The 20,162-nt window shown below is 34.6% G+C and carries 14 protein-coding genes; all 14 read left to right on the plus strand.

Annotated features, from left to right (window positions below):
• Positions 1-9 precede the first annotated feature (9 nt).
• The 14 genes from P178_RS0110205 (at position 10) to P178_RS0110270 (ending at position 20,160) form a co-directional block, all read left to right on the plus strand.
• Positions 10-3,333, plus strand: coding sequence for a TonB-dependent receptor (locus tag P178_RS0110205; RefSeq protein WP_051638230.1), 3,324 nt, complete (start codon positions 10-12; stop codon positions 3,331-3,333).
• Positions 3,334-3,360: 27 nt separating this feature from the next.
• On the plus strand, positions 3,361-4,911 hold the full coding sequence (locus tag P178_RS0110210) for a RagB/SusD family nutrient uptake outer membrane protein (RefSeq protein ID WP_027066136.1): 1,551 nt from the start codon (positions 3,361-3,363) through the stop codon (positions 4,909-4,911).
• 113 nt (positions 4,912-5,024) lie between these two features.
• On the plus strand, positions 5,025-6,338 hold the full coding sequence (locus P178_RS0110215; protein ID WP_027066137.1) for an amidohydrolase family protein: 1,314 nt from the start codon (positions 5,025-5,027) through the stop codon (positions 6,336-6,338).
• Between the two features lie 248 nt (positions 6,339-6,586).
• Positions 6,587-7,846: a hypothetical protein gene (locus P178_RS0110220; RefSeq protein ID WP_027066138.1), complete on the plus strand. Its 1,260-nt coding sequence runs from the start codon at positions 6,587-6,589 to the stop codon at positions 7,844-7,846.
• Positions 7,843-9,063, plus strand: coding sequence for an Nramp family divalent metal transporter (locus tag P178_RS0110225; protein WP_027066139.1), 1,221 nt, complete (start codon positions 7,843-7,845; stop codon positions 9,061-9,063). The genes P178_RS0110220 and P178_RS0110225 overlap by 4 nt, the downstream gene beginning before the upstream one ends.
• A gap of 42 nt (positions 9,064-9,105) precedes the next feature.
• On the plus strand, positions 9,106-10,146 hold the full coding sequence (locus P178_RS0110230) for an NAD-dependent epimerase/dehydratase family protein (RefSeq protein WP_051638231.1): 1,041 nt from the start codon (positions 9,106-9,108) through the stop codon (positions 10,144-10,146).
• Positions 10,147-10,229: 83 nt separating this feature from the next.
• The gene (locus P178_RS0110235; protein ID WP_027066141.1) at positions 10,230-11,297 is read left to right on the plus strand and encodes a dihydrodipicolinate synthase family protein; all 1,068 of its coding nucleotides are present in this window, start codon (positions 10,230-10,232) and stop codon (positions 11,295-11,297) included.
• A 9-nt stretch (positions 11,298-11,306) separates the two neighbouring features.
• Complete coding sequence (locus tag P178_RS0110240; RefSeq protein ID WP_027066142.1) at positions 11,307-12,170, plus strand: GNAT family N-acetyltransferase; 864 nt, start codon at positions 11,307-11,309, stop codon at positions 12,168-12,170.
• Positions 12,171-12,205: 35 nt separating this feature from the next.
• Entirely contained in the window at positions 12,206-13,822 is a 1,617-nt protein-coding gene (locus tag P178_RS0110245) for a PQQ-dependent sugar dehydrogenase (RefSeq protein ID WP_081819418.1), read from the plus strand.
• A 57-nt stretch (positions 13,823-13,879) separates the two neighbouring features.
• Complete coding sequence (locus P178_RS0110250; RefSeq protein ID WP_027066144.1) at positions 13,880-15,292, plus strand: Gfo/Idh/MocA family protein; 1,413 nt, start codon at positions 13,880-13,882, stop codon at positions 15,290-15,292.
• A 45-nt stretch (positions 15,293-15,337) separates the two neighbouring features.
• A complete protein-coding gene (locus P178_RS0110255; protein ID WP_051638232.1) occupies positions 15,338-16,465 on the plus strand; it encodes a M20 family metallopeptidase in 1,128 nt (375 codons plus the stop codon).
• Between the two features lie 70 nt (positions 16,466-16,535).
• Positions 16,536-18,206, plus strand: coding sequence for a right-handed parallel beta-helix repeat-containing protein (locus P178_RS0110260; RefSeq protein ID WP_081819419.1), 1,671 nt, complete (start codon positions 16,536-16,538; stop codon positions 18,204-18,206).
• A gap of 40 nt (positions 18,207-18,246) precedes the next feature.
• Positions 18,247-19,275: a carbon-nitrogen hydrolase family protein gene (locus P178_RS22650; protein WP_051638233.1), complete on the plus strand. Its 1,029-nt coding sequence runs from the start codon at positions 18,247-18,249 to the stop codon at positions 19,273-19,275.
• Between the two features lie 42 nt (positions 19,276-19,317).
• Positions 19,318-20,160: a tetratricopeptide repeat protein gene (locus P178_RS0110270; RefSeq protein ID WP_027066147.1), complete on the plus strand. Its 843-nt coding sequence runs from the start codon at positions 19,318-19,320 to the stop codon at positions 20,158-20,160.
• Positions 20,161-20,162 lie beyond the last annotated feature (2 nt).

Consider the following 20,162-nt stretch of genomic DNA (forward strand, 5'->3'; position numbering starts at 1 on the left):
CTTAAAAGTATGAAAAAACTTCTTAATTACTCAAGAAGGCGATATCCTTTATCTTCTTATAACTTAAAAATGAAATTAAGTACGCTGCTTATATTGGTTACTTTTTTTAGTCTTCATGCCAATGATAGCTATGCACAACGCACAAAAATAACTTTAGACTTTAACAATGTTTCTATTGGTAATCTCTTAGATGAGATTGAAAGTACAACTGAATTTCAGTTTGTATATAAAATAGAGGATGTAGATTTAAATAGAACTGTATCTATTAAAGTTAAAAATGAAGGAATAGATGCCATTTTAAATGGCATATTTAAAGATAGCAAGTCTACATACAATATAAATGACAGACGCGTTTATTTGGTGAAGAAGTCACAATTAGCACCTAAAAAAGACTTAAAAGTAAGCACGGTTAATTCAATTCAAGAAACTTCAATTGAAGGTGTAGTATTAGATTCTAAGGATCAGCCATTACCTGGTGCAAGTATTGTTGAAAAAGGAACTACCAACGGAACGCAAACAGATTTTGACGGTAAATTTTCCTTAGATGTTCAAGATGAAAATGGTGTTTTAGTAATTTCTTATTTAGGGTTTTCTACACGTGAGGTATCCATAGATGGGCAAACTAATATTTCTGTTAAACTAGAGGAAGATGCTGCTGGTTTAGATGAGGTTGTTGTTGTAGGATATGGAAGTGTAAAGAAAAGTGACTTGACAGGTTCTGTATCATCTGTAAGTTCAGAAGATTTAGTGGCTTTTCCTGTAGTTGATGCTACTCAAGCATTACAGGGTAGAGCAGCGGGTGTTACTGTACAATCTACAAATGGTGCTCCTGGATCAGATTATAGTATCCAAATTCGTGGTAATACTTCTATTAATGCGGGTAATGATCCATTAATTGTAGTTGACGGATTTATTGGTGGTATAATGCCTCCATCTGAGGATATTAAGTCTATGGAAATTCTTAAAGATGCTTCGTCAACAGCTATTTATGGAGCTAGAGGTGCAAATGGAGTTGTTATTGTAACTACTAAAAGAGGAACGGAAGGCAAGCCACAATTTAGTTTTTCATCTTCTTACTCTTCTCAAACAGAAATCAATAATTTAAATTTATTAAACGCTGATCAGTTTACCAGCTATATTCAAGAACTATATCCAGATTTTGTACCAGAACTAACTGGTACTGGTACAGACTGGCAAGATGAAATTTATAGACCGGGTGATATTCAGAATTACCAATTATCAGTTTCTGGAGGTACAGATAAATTAAGCTATTATTTATCAGGTGCAATTTTTGACCAACAGGGTGTCATTAAAGATTCTGATTATAAGAGATACTCAATAACATCTAATTTAGATTTAAAAGTATCTGAGTCAGTAAATATAGGGTCAAGTCTTTTCGCACGTAGAACTAATAGAAATGGAGTTAGAACTCAAGAAGGTGGTGATGCATCTCAAACTGGAGTTGTTTCGGGAGCTTATAAATTCTCTCCTACTCAAGGTCTAGTTGATGAAAATGGCGTTTATTCGTTGAGTGTGGTTGGTTATCCTATTGATAACCCATATGCCATGGCTACAGAGTACCAGAATGAAGTTATTAGCGATTTGTTTCAAGGTAATGTATATGCTGAAATCGGAATTGCTGAGGGCTTAAAATTTAAGTCAACTTTAGGTGTCAAAGCTAATGGGTCAAGAACGGGTCAGTATTACCCAACAACTTTAGAACGTGGTAATGGTACTGGTGGTGAAGCAACCTTTATTAATTATAGAAACACAAGTTTAATTAATGAGAATTATTTAAACTATTCAAAGGTGTTTGCCGATATCCACGATATCTCTTTAATGGCAGGTTATTCTTATCAAAAAGATAGAACCGAAATCTCATCTACTATAACTTCAGGTTTTATTTCTGATTCTTTTTCATTTTGGAATTTAGGTGCAGGTACAAATGCGGCATCTGTTGATTCAGAATTGACAAAATCTACTTTTGAAGCATTCTTTGGTAGATTGAATTATACCTTGAACGATAAGTATTTGTTTACGTTTACTGGCCGTTACGAAGGAGCTTCTGTATTCGCAGAAAATAAAAAGTATGGATTTTTTCCTTCTGCAGCTTTTGGTTGGAAAATTTCTGATGAAGAATTTCTAGTCGATTCTAATACTATTAGTTTACTAAAACTTCGTACAAGTTATGGTCAAGTAGGTAACCAGGCTATCAGTCCTTATCAATCTTTAGCATCATTTACAGATGTATTCACGACAGTACAGGGTAATGCGGTAACAGCTTTAAGACCTTCAACGATTTCTAATAACGATTTAACTTGGGAAACTACAACTCAAACAAATATTGGTTTGGACTTTGGTATTTTAGGAAATAGATTTGGTTTTACTGCCGATTACTATATAATGGAGACAAACGACCTTTTGTTTAATGTTCCTACTCCAAATTATACAGGGTTTGAAACACAGCTACAAAATATTGGTACGGTACAAAATAAAGGATTTGAATTTGCAGTAAACGCAGCTATTTTTCAAGGCGATTTTAAATGGAAAACATTTGCTAATATTTCATTTAATGATAATGAGATTATTAAACTAGTTGATAACGATACCGAAGGAAATGATATTTACTATTCTTCGGCTCCTTTATCTGGAGCGGGAAATACACAGATACTAAGAGAAGGTCTATCAGTAGGTCAATTTTGGGGATATGTTTACGATGGTGTTGTTCAAGCAGACGATATTATTCTTGAAGGAGGAGAAGAAGTCGGTGGTGAAAAGTTTAAAGATCTTAATGGAGATGGAGCCTTAACTGATGATGATCGTAGTGTTATTGGAAATCCTCACCCAGATTTTACGTGGGGTTGGAACAATGATTTTAGCTATAAAAATTTAAGCCTTAATATTTTCGTTCAGGGATCAGAAGGTGGTGAAATGATGAATTATTCCCTTATGGAATTAGGAGCTTTAAATGGCAGAACCAATGTAACTACAGCGGCACTTAATAGATGGACTCCAACCAATACTGATACAGATATACCACAGGCTAGAATTAGTAGAAGTTATGTGACGTCTGATAGATGGATAGATGATAGCAGCTACATTAGAGTGAAAAACATTTCTTTAGGTTATAATTTTCCTGAATCATTATTGTCAAAAATTAAATTATCATCAGCTAGACTATATATAAGTGGTCAAAACTTAATCACACTTACAGATTATAAAGGGGTTGATCCAGAAGTATCTTATAGTAATTCAAGTAGTAATCTTGGGTTGGACTATGGTAGTTATCCAAATGTGAAGTCTTACACTTTAGGTCTAAATATTGGATTTTAGTATTTAACAATAATCAAAAATATAATTATGAAGAATATAATAAAATTTTCTGCACTATCTATTTTGACATTTGTTGTTGGGTGCGCGAACTTAGATGAAGAACCAATTGGGACATTAACTCCCATCGGTTTTTTTAATACAATAGATGATGTTAATGCGATGACAGATGGCACGTATGGTTTAATGGCATCTTCAAATTATTATGGAAGTGGACTTACCACGCCATTACAATTATCAAGTGATATGGTTGATAACGGACTTGAATTTAGTGATTATACTGAGTTTAGTCCTTTCTTAGTAACCCCTACAAATTCTTTTGTAAGTGGAGTTTGGGCTACATCATACCAAACTATAGCTACAGCTAATACGGCTATTCAAGGGGTAGAGCTTTTAGGTGATGATGTAGATGAGAGTGATAAGAATTTGGCAGAAGGCGAAGCTAGGTTTGTTAGGGCTTTTATGTATTATCATTTAGTAAGGCTTTATGGTAATATACCATATATTGATAGTCCAGATATAGAAGATCCATTAAGCATTGAGCAGTCTACTACAGAAGAAGTATATGTGAAAATTATTGAAGATTTGACATTTGCTTTTGATAATTTAGAAATGGAGCCGCGCGGTAGTGTAAGATCAAGACCTTCAAAGGGAACGGCAGCTTCATATTTAGCTTCAGTGTATATGACAATTGGCGAGTGGCAAGAATCTTATGATAATGCTAAATGGGTAATAGATAATGCAGGGACATTAAATTACGCATTGGCAGATGATTTTCAAGATGTGTTTAGAGAAAGTGAACAATGGGCTTCTCAAGAGTATATCTTTTCTATAGATTTTACGGGCAATCAAACTGGTGAGAATCCAAACCCAATTACTTATGAAAATGATAATAAAATAGGACCGTTCAACGGTGTTGAAGGTGGTGCAAAACCTATAAGAGGTTGGAGTATGCTAGTACCTCATATTAATGTTTACAATAATTGGGATGCCAATGATTATAGGCTAAAAGTGAGTATGGCCGATTCATTGATATTGGCTGATGATACGGATATTGTTAGACCATTTTCTGAATTCGAGGTAGCTAGACCTCATATAGCAAAGTTTAATAGGTTTCCTGGCGAGGGAAGAACAACTGCTGGTTGGAGATCTGATTTTGATCACGCAGCTTTTAGGTATGCCGAAGTTTTACTTATTGCAGCGGAATCTGCAAATGAATTAGGGATTGCTTCTGAAGCTATAGGTTATGTAAATCAAATTAGAGGTCGTGCTAGAAATGCAGGAACTATTGATTTTTATGGTAGTGGTTATGACAGTTACGCTCCGTCCATTTATCCTGAAGATGTTATTGCAACTGGTACTGATAATTTGCGAACTATAATTTTGGAGGAAAGACGTATTGAATTAGCGTTTGAATTTAAAAGATGGTATGATATTGTACGTAGGAATTTAGGAAGCGAAGTTTTTGGTCCATCAGGATTAGAGCCTCAATCAAATTTTAGTGAGTTTAGATATTTGTGGCCAATACCACAGGGAGAAATAGACAAGAATCAGAATTTCGTTCAGAATCCAGGTTACTAAGAGTTTGTTAGTTTAGTTTGTATATGGGCATTCATTCTTAGGAAGAATGCCTTTATACCAATGAACATAAATAAATTTTAGAGTTACTGGTTTTGTCATTAAACAAAACTAAAATGAAGAAGTATAGCTTATTATATCTATCAATTGTAATAGTCATTTTTTCTTGTAAAGAGAATTTGCAAGAGCAAGGTTCTGAAAAAGAAATAAAATTTTTTCCGGTAGAGGTAAATCATGAGGAGATTCCTTTAGGCGATAATATATATGCAATCGTTGGAGTATCACTTTTTGATGGATTAAGCGAATCTACTATTGAAAATTCTACTGTTATAGTTCGAAATGGTTTAATTGATAAGGTAGGTCCAAAAGAAGAAATTGAAATACCAGAGAATGCTACGGTAATTGAAGGCGATAGTCTTACTCTTATGCCAGGTTTGGTCGATGCCCATTTTCATTATGACCATGTTAAACATTTCCCTACAAAATTTGTTCGTAATGGAGTAACTTCTGTTAGAGATCCAGGGCAATGGATAGAAGCTTTTGATTTTGAACGTGAAACAGGTGATCCTCTTCCTAGATTATTTTTAACAGGTCCACATATAGACATGCCGCCGCCATCATGGCCTAAAGATTCTTATATGGTTAGGGATAAAGCCGAAGTAAAAGAGGCTATGGATTATCTCTTTAGTCAGAATGTATCAGCTATTAAAATTTATCAAAATTTACCTCTTGGTTTAATTAAAGAAGTTACGGATATAGCTCATAGTAAAGGGTTACCGGTTACTGCCCATTTAGAAATTACAGATGTAAGACAAGCAGTTTTAGCTGGCTTAGATGGGGTTGAACATATAACGTCATTAGGAACAGCATTGGTATCTAAAAGAAAAGCTGAAGCGTTTCGTCAAAAAATGATGGCAGATAATAAGTCACGAATTTCTGGGCGATTAGAAATGTGGAAAGACATTGATGTAAATGGTAAAAAAGCAGATTCTTTGATTAAGTTTTTTGAAGAACATCAAACTTTCTTAACACCAACTTTAGGACCTTACGAGTATATAATTGAGGGAGATAAGACAGATAGTACTGCATTAATTGCTTTTCAACATATGAGTGAATTTATTGGTAGATGTGCAAAAGCTAATGTGAGAATTGCAGTTGGCTCTCATGGGCCATGGGTGCCTTATGCTAAATTGGGCTGGTCGTATCAACATGAAATGGATTTGCTTTCTAAGACGGGTATGGGTAATGGTGCAATTATGAAGGCATCTACTTTAGAGAATGCTAAGTTTTTAAAAATAGACCATCGCCTTGGTAGTATTGAAAAAGGCAAACAAGCAGATTTACTTTTGATTAGTGGTAATCCCACTGAAAATATACGAGATATGTATAACATTGAAAGGGTGATGTTAAATGGCATCTGGCTTGAGTAGTACCAATCTGTTGACAGTATAGTCAAGATTGGTTTATTATAATTGATTTTATCCATAATGAGGACATACTATTTATGTTGACAGCTAAATCTTCTAAGATTTTAGTAGTGACTATTTAGTGACTGGTTTTAATTGTTTTTTTTAGTGTAAAATTCTTTCTACCCCCTTTGTTTATAAAGGTTTAGGAGAATATTGATAGAAAAGATTGGTGAAATTTAGTTTGGCTTTAAATAATAAGACACAAAGAAATGAAATCAAGAATTATTTTTTTCACCACATGTGGTTACATTTTAATAGGCGCTGTTCTATTAATGCTTTTTTCTTGTAAAGATGATGGTGTTATAGGTTCTCTAACTATTACAGAACCGATAGGTGTGGCTCGTGGTTTGGAATATGTAGAGGTGAAAATACCAATAGATACACATCAACTTAAGAATAATGCTATTTTTTTAAAAGATACTAATGATGGCAATTTAGTAAAAGGACAGATTTTAAATGCGTCAGAAGTATTACTAGATTCTAACCTCGTTCGCTGTTTATTTCCGATACATATTCAATCAAATGAAACCAATATATATCAGGTTGTTGTTCAGAAAGATGAAGAGACTATTACGGATTTGAAAGCAGAAGGTGAGTGGTTAAATCTTTTTGTGGAAAATGAATTCTATAAGGCAGATTTAACAGCTAAAAAATCTTCAAAAAATATACCATTGGCCCCAGGGCAAATTACTTTCATTTCTTTAAAAGAATATGATGGAATAAAATTAGAACGACCAGATATTAAAATGCATTGGTCCCCTAGTTTTCAAAAGAAAAATGAGGAGTATAAAACAATGGCACATTTACATGAATTTGATTCGATTCATATAGACAAAGGTCCCTATGTTATTTCGGTATATCGCTCAGGGAAAGTTAAAGGTTATGAAGAAATTCAACTTAAAGGAGAATACAAGTTTTATGCAGGTCAACCATTCTTTCGGTTTTCTTCAGAAATGACTATGATAGATAGTTTAACGGTGACCATGTTAAGAAACGATGAAATGACAATGAATAAATTTTTCACCCATGCATTTGCCCCACTTAAGAATGGAAAAGTAAAGACAGTAATCTTGTATGATAAACCTCCGTTAATTTCTCATTATACAGTTAAAGAACTTCGTAAGCATCCAATTGATGCAAATGCGAATTGGTTTGGTTTTTATAATGATAGTACTAATTATGGGTTTGGAAGTCTTCGTCTTCGATTTGATTATAAAAACTTAGATGGTGCTATGTCACCAATGACCGATGCTCAAACCAAAATATCCTACTCTAATAATGAAGGGAGATATTGGGACAGAAGGTTTGTAGATAGTGGAGAATTAAAAGTGCCAAAAGGAAGTAGATATTTTGAAGATAATGTGTATTCAATTTTCAAGTTTGATAACACAAATCCATCCAAAGAAATACAGACGCTTTACAACCAATTGTCTAATCCTGTTATTGTGCAATACAAACCATCTATATGAAATCTAAAATTCAAAATTTCTTTAAAGCTTTAGGTCCTGGGTTTATAATAGCAGCGGTAGTTTTAGGTCCTGGTAGTATAACGGTTTCTTCTAAAATAGGAGCCACACATGGCTATTCATTATTGTGGGTAATAGCGTTAGGAGCAATTTCTATGAGTGTTTATACTACAATGAGTGTACGTTATGGTGTTTTACATGAGAAATCGCTGTTGACTACGATTGCTGAGAAATATGGGAAATGGCTCTCAGTAGCCATTGGGGTATGTTCATTTTTAGCAGCATTAAGTTTTCAGTTTGGTAATAATCTTGGGGTTGGTATGGGCATGAAGACGCTAACCGGAATTAATGAAACTATTTGGCCTTTAATATTTACGCCTTTGGCAATTGTGTTGGTATTTTTTACAAAAAACCTATATAAAGCACTTGAACAAATAATGATGACTATGGTGGTCATCTTAATTTTAGCGTTCATTATCAATCTTATTTTTATAAAACCAGATTTAGAGGCTGCTGCTATGGGCTTTATACCAAGAGCAATTTCTGGTAGTGATTTTAATGAAATAGCTGCCCTGGTAGGGACAACTTTTGTATTACATAATGCCTTCTTTCAAGCATACCTTGTACAAGGTAAAGGTTGGAAATTAGCAGATATGCATAAAAGTATAAGAGACACTAAAATAGGGGTATTTCTACTTGCTTTAATATCGACACTTGTTGTGGTTACAGCAGCGGCCACATTGAAACCTAAGGGAATATCAGTGAACTCTGCCGCAGATATGGCCATTCAATTAGAAATGTTACTAGGCAGTTTTGCTAAGTATATATTTGGTTTTGGTTTTATGGCTGCAGCATTTTCTTCGCTTGTGGTCAATTCTGTTACTGGTGGTGGATTACTGGCAGATAGCATGGGCTTAGGTAGTTCAATGAACGAAAAGATGCCTAAAGTATTTACAGTTATAATACTATTGGCAGGTATGATCATTGCCGTCTTTTTTAGAGGTAATGTAATATATGCATTAATAATGGCCCAAGCGTCTTCTATACTGGGTGTACCACTTATTGCTATTGGTTTGTTTTTGGTACTTAATAGCAAGTCGATAATGGGCAAGTATAAGAACAGTATTCTACAAAACATTATGGCGGTTATAGGTTTTATTCTAATTAGTGCTCTTGTCTATTTTATGTACGGAAAACTTATTGGGTATCTAACAATATAAAGGGCGGTAAAATTTAAATGAAATAATTAATAATAAAGAACGATGAAAAAGACATATCCAGAGGTTTTTAAGAATGAAGAAGAATTGGAAGAAGCCATATCTAGACCAACGCTATCTGTAGTAAATATGATGAAAGAACTTAAAGGAGATATTATCTTCTTAGGAGTTTCTGGAAAAATGGGTATTTCTATGGCTCATATGGCTAAAAGAGCCTGTGACTTGGCAGGTGTTACTAAGAGGATAATTGGCGTTTCTCGTTTTAGTCAAGCAGCGAATAAAGATTATTTAGAATCTCTTGGTATTGAAACGATTGCTGGTGACCTTGTTAGTCAAGATTTTATAAAAAGCCTACCAGATGTTGACAATGTAATTTACTTGGCAGGTACAAAATTCGGCACACAAGGAAATGAACCCTACACTTGGATTATGAATTCTTTTATCCCAGGACTAGTGGTTGAGCAGTATAAAACATCGCGTATCGTGGCTCTCTCTACAGGCTGTGTTTATCCTTTGGTAGATGTAAATTCTGGAGGTTCTTTAGAATCAGATCAGGCATTACCTGTTGGCGAATATGCACAATCATGTTTAGGAAGAGAACGTCTGTTTCAATATGGAAGTATGGAAAACAAGACGCCAATTTCATTAATCAGGCTTAATTATGCTGTTGAAATGAGGTATGGAGTTTTAGTAGATATAGCCTTAAAAGTTAAGAATAATAAACCAGTAGATGTTACTATGGGCTACGCCAATGTTATCTGGCAAGGTGATGCTAATGCATTTATATTACGGTCATTATTAATGTGTGAAAGTCCTGCTAAAATATTGAATATAACCGGATTGGAAACAATTTCGGTAAAAGATGTAGCTATTGAATTTGGACAACTAATGGGCAAAGAAGTGGTGGTTACAGGAGAGGAAGACGATGTAGCGCTTCTTTCAAATTCATCATTGATCACTAAAGAAATGGGTAGCCCAGAAGTTTCTGCCGATGAGGTAATTAAATGGACTGCTGATTGGGTAAAGGCAGGTAAGTCTGTTCATGGAAAGCCAACACATTTTGAAGTGAAAGACGGAAAGTATTAAGAATTCTAAATGATTTTTAAAAGAGCAAATAGGTTGCTAATACCGGTGAGTCAATAAACGGTTAATAATATTAATGAGTACATATGAGCATAAATAAATTATCCCCAAAAGCAAAAGAATTACTTCATGAGGGTACGGTAATACCAGCACATCCTTTGGCATTAAATCAAGTTAGAAAGTTAGATGAGAAAAGGCAAAGAGCATTATCAAGATATTATTTAGATGCGGGCGTCGGAGGTTTAGCAGTAGGCGTTCATACAACCCAATTTGAAATTAGAAAGCCAGATATAAATCTTTTTAAGCCAGTATTAGAATTGGCTAAAGAAGAAATGGATAATTATACATCAAAGACAAATAGAACTATTCTTCGTATTGCAGGTGTAATTGGTAATACTAATCAAGCTTTGCAAGAAGCTCAGTTAGCGTCCGATCTAGGATATCAAGCTGTTTTGTTAAGCTTAGCTTCATTACCAAATGCATCTAATCAAGATTTGTTGAATCACTGTAGAGAGGTGTCTAAAGTGATACCTATAATAGGTTTCTATATGCAAACTGCTGTTGGTGGTCGTTATCTAGATTTTGATTTTTGGTTAGAGTTTGCACAAATTGAGAACGTAGTCGCAATTAAAATGGCTCCTTTCAATAGATATCAAACGTTTGATGTAGTACGTGCTGTTATAAATTCTGGTCGGGCAGATCAAATAGCTTTATATACTGGTAATGATGATAATATTTTGGTTGATTTAATGACTGAATTTGAAGTTCAATCAAATGGTGAAATCATAAAAAAGAGAATCGTAGGGGGCTTGTTAGGGCATTGGTCCGTTTGGGCAAAAGAGGCAGTAACTCTTTTAGAAAATATCAAGAAAGGGTCTTATTCTACAGACTCGATTAAAATGTTAACCATGGCAGCTAAAATTACAGATAGTAATGCTGCATTCTTTGATGCTGCAAATAATTTCAAAGGCTGTATTGTGGGGCTGCATGAAGTTTTAAGAAGACAAGGGCTTTTAGAAGGTACTTGGACCTTAAATGAAAAGGATCATTTAAGTCCATTACAAAAGGCAGAAATAGATAGGGTTTATGGGGCTTACCCTGAACTTAATGATGATGGTTTTATAGCAGAGAATTTAGAAGCTTGGCTTAAATAATAAGTGAATATGGAAATTGTACCAAAAAATATTAATGTCAGACAAATGGTTGCTACAGATATACCAGGAGCAATGCAATTGGTTCTTGCAGAAAATTGGAACCAAACCCAGGTAGATTGGCAAATGTTTTTAGAATTGAACTCCAATTTATGTCTTGTGGCAACATATAAAACTGCAATAATAGGTACAGTAACAGCAATAAACTATAAAAATGATGTTGCATGGATTGGGATGATGCTGGTGTCTAAAGCCTTTAGAGGTTTGGGAGTAAGTAAAAGTCTTTTAAATACCATTATTGAAAAATTAGAAGGTTGTAAATCAATAAAATTAGATGCGACTGCTGCAGGTATTCCAGTGTATAAAAAATTAGGTTTTCAAGAAGAATTGGAAATTGATCGAATGGTAACTACCCCCTTTAATTCAATTATAAATAATAGGAGTAGAGACATTGTTAGAGTAATATCAGAGAATGATTTGGTTGAGTTATCTAAACTTGATTCGAAATTTTTTGGAGCCAACAGAATTGATTTAATCAATTTTTTAAAGAAAAAAAATAAAGGATGGTGTCTTATTAGAAATGAATGTATCGTAGGGTATGTTTTCGTACGACCTGGACGTAATTATTTTCAACTAGGTCCACTTATGGCAGAAACCGTCGATGATGCTTTAAACCTTATTGAGATTATACTTGAAAATAACGTAGGTCAATCTATAGTTATCGATGTTTTGCATGATCAGTTCAAATTTAAAGAGCGACTAGCTAGCCTAGGTTTCTCCTTTCAAAGATCATTTGTAAGAATGTATTTGAAAAATAATTCGTTTGCGGGGTTGGTTAATAAACAGTTTTTAATTGCGGGACCAGAGTTGGGGTAATTGGTTTTTTAGCCACTTAATGTAATAATAAAAGAATGAATTTAAAACGAAGTATCACAGCAATAGCTTTAAACACATGTTTTTTGTTGCTAATAGTATTGAATTTTTCCTGTGCGGATTCTAATAAAAAATCAAGTGAAAATAAATCTTATCAAAAGTATTTATTTAAAAAGTCTTTAGAGACGTCTCAATTGGCAGTTTCTGTTGTTGCAAAAGATTTGGAGTATCCTTGGGATCTTTGTTGGGGAGGAGAGGACAGTAACATCTTATGGTTTACAGAAATAAAAGGGACAGTTAACCAATTGAATACCGATACTGGAGAAATTAAAACGCTATTACAGGTAGATGATGTTTTAGTAAAGAAATCTTATGGTCTTTTAGGTTTTGCAGTGCATCCAGATATGGAAAAGCATCCTTATGTTTTTTTGCATTATACCTATGCTAAAAATGATGAGATACGGTCTAAACTAATTAGGTATACTTATAACGATGGAAGGTTAGAAACCCCTTTAATATTGTTGGAGGATATACCCGGAAGAAGCTATCATAACGGAAGTAGAATTGTAATTTCTCCAGATAATAAAGTTTTCTTGTGCCTTGGTGATGCCGGAAAAAAAAGATTAGCTCAGAATACGAGTGTAATATCAGGCAAAATACTGAGATTAAATCTTGATGGTTCTATACCCATCGATAATCCTATAAAAGAAAGTCCTGTTTATTCTAGAGGTCACCGAAACGTGCAAGGCTTGGTGATGGCCAATAACATACTATATAGTTCGGAGCATGGCGAAGCTAATGATGATGAATTGAATATTATAAAAGCAAATGGCAATTATGGTTGGCCAGATGTTACAGGCTATTGCAATGAACCTTATGAAATTGCATACTGTAAAGATTCTACAATAGTAGAGCCTATAAAAGAATGGACACCGACCATTGCACCTTCAGGTATCGCTTATTTTGGTTCAAACACAATTCCTGAGTGGACTAACAGCATTCTGGTAGGGTCTCTAAAAGGTACAAGCTTAAGAGTTTTGAAACTTTCTTCGGACGGAACAAAAGTTGAAGGGGAGAGCGTAGCTTTCAATAGACAGTTTGGTAGAATTAGAGATGTTATAGTAGCGCCTAATGGCGATATATATTTATGTACTAGTAATAAAGACTGGCACCCAAAAGCTAATCCTGAATTTTATAGTGATACAAAATTACCAATGATAGATGATGATCGCATAATTAGAATTAGACAGGCAAGTGATGATTTAAGGAGCAGTTTGGTAGAGATGACAGAGAAACAGACGCCTGTTGATAATGCTGCTATGGCCAATGGTATTGCTGGTGCGGGTATGGCTGTTTATCAAAAATATTGTGCCTCTTGTCATAAAGCCGATGGTTCTGGTAGTGATGGTTTTTTTCCTCCATTATCCAAAACAGAAGGTGTTGGCGATAAAGAGAGATTCATGAAAAGTGTAATTGAGGGGGTGTCTGGTAAATTAGTAGTTCAAGGAAAAACATATAACCAAGATATGCCCAGTTTTAAATTTCTTACAGATAAAGAATTGGCAGATGTGCTTAGTTATGTAAGGGCATCATTTGGTAACGGTCACCCAAGTATTACTGAAGATGAAGTTTCAAAGGTTAAAGCGGCACTCTAAAATTAGCAAATACCAGACTATTTAGAAATATAACATTTAATAGAAAAAACATAACTCATGAGTTCTAATAGAAGAAATTTTATAAAAAAAACATCGATTGCAGGTATGGGATTGGCATCTGCCTCGGTATGGTCAAATTCAATTCTTGGTAGCAGTATTAATAATATACCAGCATCAAAACCAGGAGCCATTTATATGGGCGGTTTTTCCGCACCAAAATTAGATACGGTTAGATGTGCGTTTATAGGTGTAGGTGATCGAGGAGCGGGTCACGTGGAACAAATTTCCGCTATTGAAGGAACAGAGGTCGTTGCAATCAGCGACTTATATGAAGATTTAGCAGAAAGATCTGCGAAGGCTTGTTTAGAAAACGGTGCTGGAACCCGACATAAGGATATTACTTTATATACCGATGGTGAAAACGATTGGAAAAAAATGCTAAAAAAGGAAAAGCCAGATGCAGTTTTTGTTTGTACTCCATGGTCTTTACACGCACCGATGGCTATTGAAACTATGAAAAGTGGAGCACACGTTTTTGTGGAAGTTCCCCTTGCTTTGACTTTAGAAGAAATGTGGGAGATAGTTGATACTTCTGAGAAAACCCAGAAGCATTGTATGATGATGGAAAATGTCAATTATAATAGGGAAGAATTACTCTATTTGAATATGTGTAGAAAGGGTGTTATTGGCGAATTACTTCATGGGGAGGCTGCCTACATTCATGAATTAAGATTTCAGATGAACGATGTAGTACGTGGTACTGGCTCTTGGCGAACATATGAATATGTAAATCGCGATGGTAACCTTTATCCAACACATGGTTTAGGTCCGGTTGCTCAATACATGAACTTGGCAAGGGGAGAAGATAACTTTAAATTTATAAACTCATTTTCTTCTCCGGGAAAAGGAAGGAATTTGTATGCTGCTAAAAACTTTCCACCTGACCATAAATGGAACCAATTAGATTTTAAGGGTGGTGATATAAATACATCTATCGTTAAAACGCATTTAGGTAGAACAATTATGGTTCAGTGGGACGAAACTAGTCCTAGACCGTATACTAGACATAACCTGATTCAAGGAACAAAAGGTACTTTAACTGGTTTTCCAACTCGTGTTGCTTTAGAAGGTGGCGTAGAGGGAGATCCTGAAAATCACCATGAATATGCCGAAGGAGAGCAATTACAAAAGATATTTGAAAAGTATGAACATCCATTATACTTACGCTTGGGAGATTTAGCAAAGAAAATGGGTGGGCATGGTGGAATGGACTTTATAATGAGATACCGGATTATTGAGTGTTTAAGAAATGGAGAGCCTTTAGATCAAAACGTATATGAAGGTTGTTATTGGAGTTCTGTTGGCGCATTAAGTGAAGCTTCTGTTGCACAAAATGGTGCCCCACAAGAGTTTCCTGATTTTACAAGAGGAAATTGGAAAACAACCAAGCCATTAGACATAATTAGTTAGGTCTAATGATTTAATCAATATTAATAATTTAAAAGATTTCAAATTATGATTAACGTATTGGATCTTACAAAAAGACTCATAGCTATGGATACCGTAAACCCTCCGGGCAACGAGTATTATGCGGCTAAATATGTGGGTGAATTATTGGAGGAAAATGGGTTTGATGTTGAATACGTACCTTTTGAAGGTAAACGAATACATGTTATTGCAGGAAAAGGATTTTCTGAAACTGATTTGCCAATAGTTTTTACAGGGCATTTTGATACAGTTCCCTTAGGTGCTGAAAAATGGTCAGTAGATCCTTTTGGAGGAGAAGAGAAGAACGGAAAATTATATGGACGAGGATCAAGTGATATGAAAAGCGGAGTTGCTGCTATGGTTGTAGCTGCGATAAATGCTTTCTCATTAGGGTCTCCTGAAGGTGGCGTGAGGTTGGTATTAACAGCAGGAGAAGAATTGGGTTGCCAAGGCGCTAAAGATTTAATAAAAACATATCCAAGACTTGGTAAGGCAAGTGGTATTGTGGTTGGTGAACCAACTGCTAATATTCCGGCAATTGGTCATAAAGGCGGACTCTATCTTAATCTTTCATTTTCTGGGGTCACAGCTCATTCCTCTATGCCACATTTAGGAGAAAATGCAATTTATAAAGCAGCTAAGGCTATTTCAAAGATTGAGAAATTTGATTTTGACGTTGAAGAAGATGATTTACTTGGTTTGCCGACAGTGAATGTAGGAAAGGTTTTTGGTGGGCAAAACATTAATTCGGTACCAGATTATGCTGAATTCACCATTGATGCTAGAACTACAACTAAGGTAGATCACGATAAGCTTTTAGCTAAAATTAAAGACGAACTGGGAGAGGAAGTGTCGATTGAAACCTTAACGGATTTAATAGCAGTTTCCACTGAAGAAAAAGACCCTTTTGTTGAAAGGGTGTATAATGCTTGTGGTATTTTAAAGAATTCTCCTGGTTATCCTAAAGCATTGCCATATCTCACCGACGGTTCAGTGCTTCAAGGTGCGTATGGAGGTATTCCAACGGTTATTTTAGGTCCGGGTCAACCAGAAATGGCTCATCAAACAGATGAGTTTTGCTATGTAGATAAGATAGAAAAAGTGGTAGAGATTTATACCAATATAATTTTAAATAAAAACGCTATTACTGAATAAACATATTTTTCTTTTGATGATATCATCAACGAGCGATGTCTTTTTTAATTAAGCATTATTCAAAAAATAAATGAAAAATTACTATTTACTGTTCCTTTTTTTTACGCTAATAGGCAGCATGCATTCGTATGCACAGATAATTTATGTTGATACATTATTGCCAACTGACTGTAATGGTACTTATTCTATTTCTAACCGTGCCTGTAATGGTGTAGATGGTGATGCTTATAAAACATTAAAATCGGCTGCGAATGCTGCCACGGCAGGCACTCAGGTGTTGATTAGGGAGGATGTATTTAAAGAACAGCTTAGTCCTCAATCCTCTGGGGGGGAGAACAATTATATTGTATTTAAAAATTATGGAAACGAAATAGTTGAGTTTACTGGTGCTTCGTTAGCCCCCGCTATTTCGATTGACCAAAAGCAATATATTACTATAGACGGATTAAAATTTAAAGATTGCCCTCAATTTATGTCCATAAGAGCAGCTTCACATATTAATATTGAAAACTGTGAATTTGAAAACAGTACAATGTGGGAATCTTGTCAGCTAAAAGATATGGGCGATTTTTTTCTTTTTAGAAATAATATCGTAAAAAATGGTACCGATCTACTTTCTATACAAGGGGGTAGTTTTCATTTAATTGAAGGTAATACTTTTGATACGGCATCACATACATGTTTAGTTTTTATGGGGGTGCATGATTCTGCTATTCGAAATAACTCATTAATTAATCCGAATCAAAAGTTACTTGAAATATTTGCTACTCGTGATAGAGAATGGTCTGCCCCGTATCGTAAAAGCGAGCATATTCTAATTGAAAATAATCTGTTCGGACCTAATTCGCATAGAGAAGGGCATTACAATGGTAAAGAGCCACCGGCAAGTTGGGGAGTACAATTTGCAGGGGTAAAGTGTATAATGCGAAATAATATTTTCGCAGGCTGTGAAGGTGGTATGGATATTTGTGGATATGGTAAGGTTGGCGGTGGCGATGATTCTCCAGAAGCAGCTTTCAATTATAGCAACCGTTTTTACAATAACACGGTCTATTCCAATGGAGGAAAAGGACGCTATGGCAGTGGACCGGGAGTTAAGGTGTCACATAACTTACACACTGAATTTTACGATAATATCTTCATGAACAATATATTTTATGCAAATAGAATATTTAAGGATGCACACACAAAAAGAGATGTACCAAGTGTTCAAGTTGCTTTTAGCACCTCTAGCAATCCCAGCGAAACCCGTTTTTATAATAATAACATAACAGCTCAGAGTAATAAAGATGAAGAGGTATTTTTTATAGGAAAGGAAGATAAAGGGTTTACTTTAAATGCATTTGAACAAACTTATCCAGATTATATTCAGAATAATATTCAAGGAAATCCGCTATTTAAAATTGAAAATCCCAACCTAAAACATATTGTGAAAGACGATTATAGATTGTCAGAAGATAGTATTTGTATAGATGCAGGTGCATTTTTGACCTATGCTATTGGCGCAGGTGATACAAGTATTGTTTTGAAAGTCAAGGATCCTTATTTCTTTACTGATGGCTTTAGTATTGTTGAAGGAGATATCATTCGTGTTGGAGATAATAAAGTTCAGATAAAAAGTATTGATTATGACACGGGTTATATGATTTTAGAGAACGCAATACAATGGAAAGATAAAGCACCGGTAAGTTTATTGTATAAAGGTAATGCACCTGATATAGGAGCAATAGAAAGTTATTAATTCGGTAAACATGATTTCTTAACAACTTCAAATAAAGCATATGGAACGACGAAATTTTATAAGAAACTCAGCACTTGGTCTAGGTGCAGGAATTACTCTTGCTCCTTCGGCAGCAATAGCCTCTAATAGTAAAGAAAATTTGTTGCCTGTAAAGTTGCCAAGAGAAGTGTGGATAGCTACCCTTACTTTAACAAAGATTGATGCAGTTAATCATGAAGATATGGTTGACGAGGTACTAGGTCATATGGCAGATATTGTCAATTATAATCCAGATATAATATGTCTCCCTGAAGTTTTTCCATTTTTCCATATTTCAGAAAAGAAATTAATAGCTGAAGTTGCAGAAGAACCGTTGGGGAAAATAACTAGTAGGTTTTCTGAATTTGCCAAGAAGCATAATACATATATAATTTGCCCACTTTATACTACTGAGAATGGTAAGTATTATAATGCTGCTGTTGTTATTGATAGAGGTGGGAATATAGTAGGCGAATACAGAAAAACACATACTACCGAAGGGGAGATGGGTAAGGGAATTACACCAGGACCACTTGATCCACCAGTATTTAAAACCGATTTCGGAACAATTGGGGTGCAAATTTGCTTTGACCTTGAATGGAATGATGGATGGGAAAAACTGAAGGAAAAAGGAGCTGAGATTGTATTTTTCTGTTCCGCATATTCTGGGGGAAAAGCGATTAATACTAGGGCTTGGCAAAACAAATATTGTGTTGTGTCTAGTACAATTAATGGTACCGCTAAAATATGTGATGTAACTGGTGATGAAGTTGCAAAAACCGGGTTCTGGGACAAGTATTGGGCAATAGCACCATTAAATCTTGATAAAGCATTTTTACACACATGGCCATACATAAAGAAGTTCAAAGATATACATGCTAAATATGGAAGAAAAGTAAAGATCACCAATTACGATGAAGAAGAATGGTCAATAATTGAAAGCCTATCTCCTGATATTAACGTTGCAGATATACTTGAAGAATTTGAGCTTAAAACGCATAAGCAACACATTATAAGTGCTACAGATATGCAAAAGAAATTTAGAGCGTAATAGTCTTATAAAACACAAGTAATTTATAATATTTCATAAAAAATGATTTTAAAACTAGTAACGCATAGAGCACTACTTATAATCACGTTTGTTTTTATATCAGGTCAAGTTTTTTCTCATGGAGATTTAACTAAACGAATAAATCAGAAAACAAAAGAGATAGCAGAAAGTCCTAATGATTATAAGTTATACTACGAAAGAGGTTTTTTATATCAACAACACGTTGAATTGAATAAGGCAATGGAAGATTATCTTAAATCTACATCTTTAGGCAATACAGATAAAGTCTTAATGTATAGAATTGCAGAGGTTAACTATTTATCCGAAGATTATAAGAATGCCTTATCGAATATAAAAAAGTATTTAGAAGTAGATAGCGTAGATGTAAAAGCTAAAAAGCTTGAAGCTAAAATACTATTCAAGTTAGAAGCGTATAAAGAATCTATAGACGCTTACCATTTTGTTATGAATACTATGGTTGATATTCGTCCAGAAGACATCTTAGAATATACTAGTATCATATTGGCAGAAAACAATAAGAATTTCTCAAAGGCAATTGATGTTATAGATTTCGGATTAGCAAAAGTTGGTGCAAATACATTATCACTTCAGCTTAAAAAATTGGAATACTTAAAAAAATCAGGTCAAGTAGAAAAAACAATAGAACAATACAATTATTTTATTCTTGAGTATCAGAGAAAAGAGTTTTGGTATTATAAAAAAGCAGCGTATTTAGCTTCAGTTAATAAGCCAATAGATGCGAACATATCTTTGAAACTAGCTACCGCAACAATAGAAAAATTGGATACTAAGTTTAAAAATATGGATTCAATTTTAGAATTAAAAAAAGAAATTAAAAGCTTAGAAAGCACTATTAACAATTAGAT

This window comes from Maribacter sp. Hel_I_7, assembly GCF_000688315.1.
GTDB classification, from domain to species: Bacteria; Bacteroidota; Bacteroidia; order Flavobacteriales; family Flavobacteriaceae; genus Maribacter; species Maribacter stanieri.

Bases quoted from the DNA above. Each gene is read 5' to 3' on its own strand.
- P178_RS0110255 (WP_051638232.1), top strand. From the start codon at position 15,338: ATGATTAACGTATTGGATCTTACAAAAAGACTCATAGCTATGGATACC.
- P178_RS0110245 (WP_081819418.1), top strand. From the start codon at position 12,206: ATGAATTTAAAACGAAGTATCACAGCAATAGCTTTAAACACATGTTTT.
- P178_RS0110240 (WP_027066142.1), top strand. From the start codon at position 11,307: ATGGAAATTGTACCAAAAAATATTAATGTCAGACAAATGGTTGCTACA.
- P178_RS0110270 (WP_027066147.1), top strand. From the start codon at position 19,318: ATGATTTTAAAACTAGTAACGCATAGAGCACTACTTATAATCACGTTT.
- P178_RS0110220 (WP_027066138.1), top strand. From the start codon at position 6,587: ATGAAATCAAGAATTATTTTTTTCACCACATGTGGTTACATTTTAATA.
- P178_RS0110250 (WP_027066144.1), top strand. From the start codon at position 13,880: ATGAGTTCTAATAGAAGAAATTTTATAAAAAAAACATCGATTGCAGGT.
- P178_RS22650 (WP_051638233.1), top strand. From the start codon at position 18,247: ATGGAACGACGAAATTTTATAAGAAACTCAGCACTTGGTCTAGGTGCA.
- P178_RS0110225 (WP_027066139.1), top strand. From the start codon at position 7,843: ATGAAATCTAAAATTCAAAATTTCTTTAAAGCTTTAGGTCCTGGGTTT.
- P178_RS0110260 (WP_081819419.1), top strand. From the start codon at position 16,536: ATGAAAAATTACTATTTACTGTTCCTTTTTTTTACGCTAATAGGCAGC.
- P178_RS0110230 (WP_051638231.1), top strand. From the start codon at position 9,106: ATGAAAAAGACATATCCAGAGGTTTTTAAGAATGAAGAAGAATTGGAA.
- P178_RS0110235 (WP_027066141.1), top strand. From the start codon at position 10,230: ATGAGCATAAATAAATTATCCCCAAAAGCAAAAGAATTACTTCATGAG.
- P178_RS0110210 (WP_027066136.1), top strand. From the start codon at position 3,361: ATGAAGAATATAATAAAATTTTCTGCACTATCTATTTTGACATTTGTT.
- P178_RS0110205 (WP_051638230.1), top strand. From the start codon at position 10: ATGAAAAAACTTCTTAATTACTCAAGAAGGCGATATCCTTTATCTTCT.
- P178_RS0110215 (WP_027066137.1), top strand. From the start codon at position 5,025: ATGAAGAAGTATAGCTTATTATATCTATCAATTGTAATAGTCATTTTT.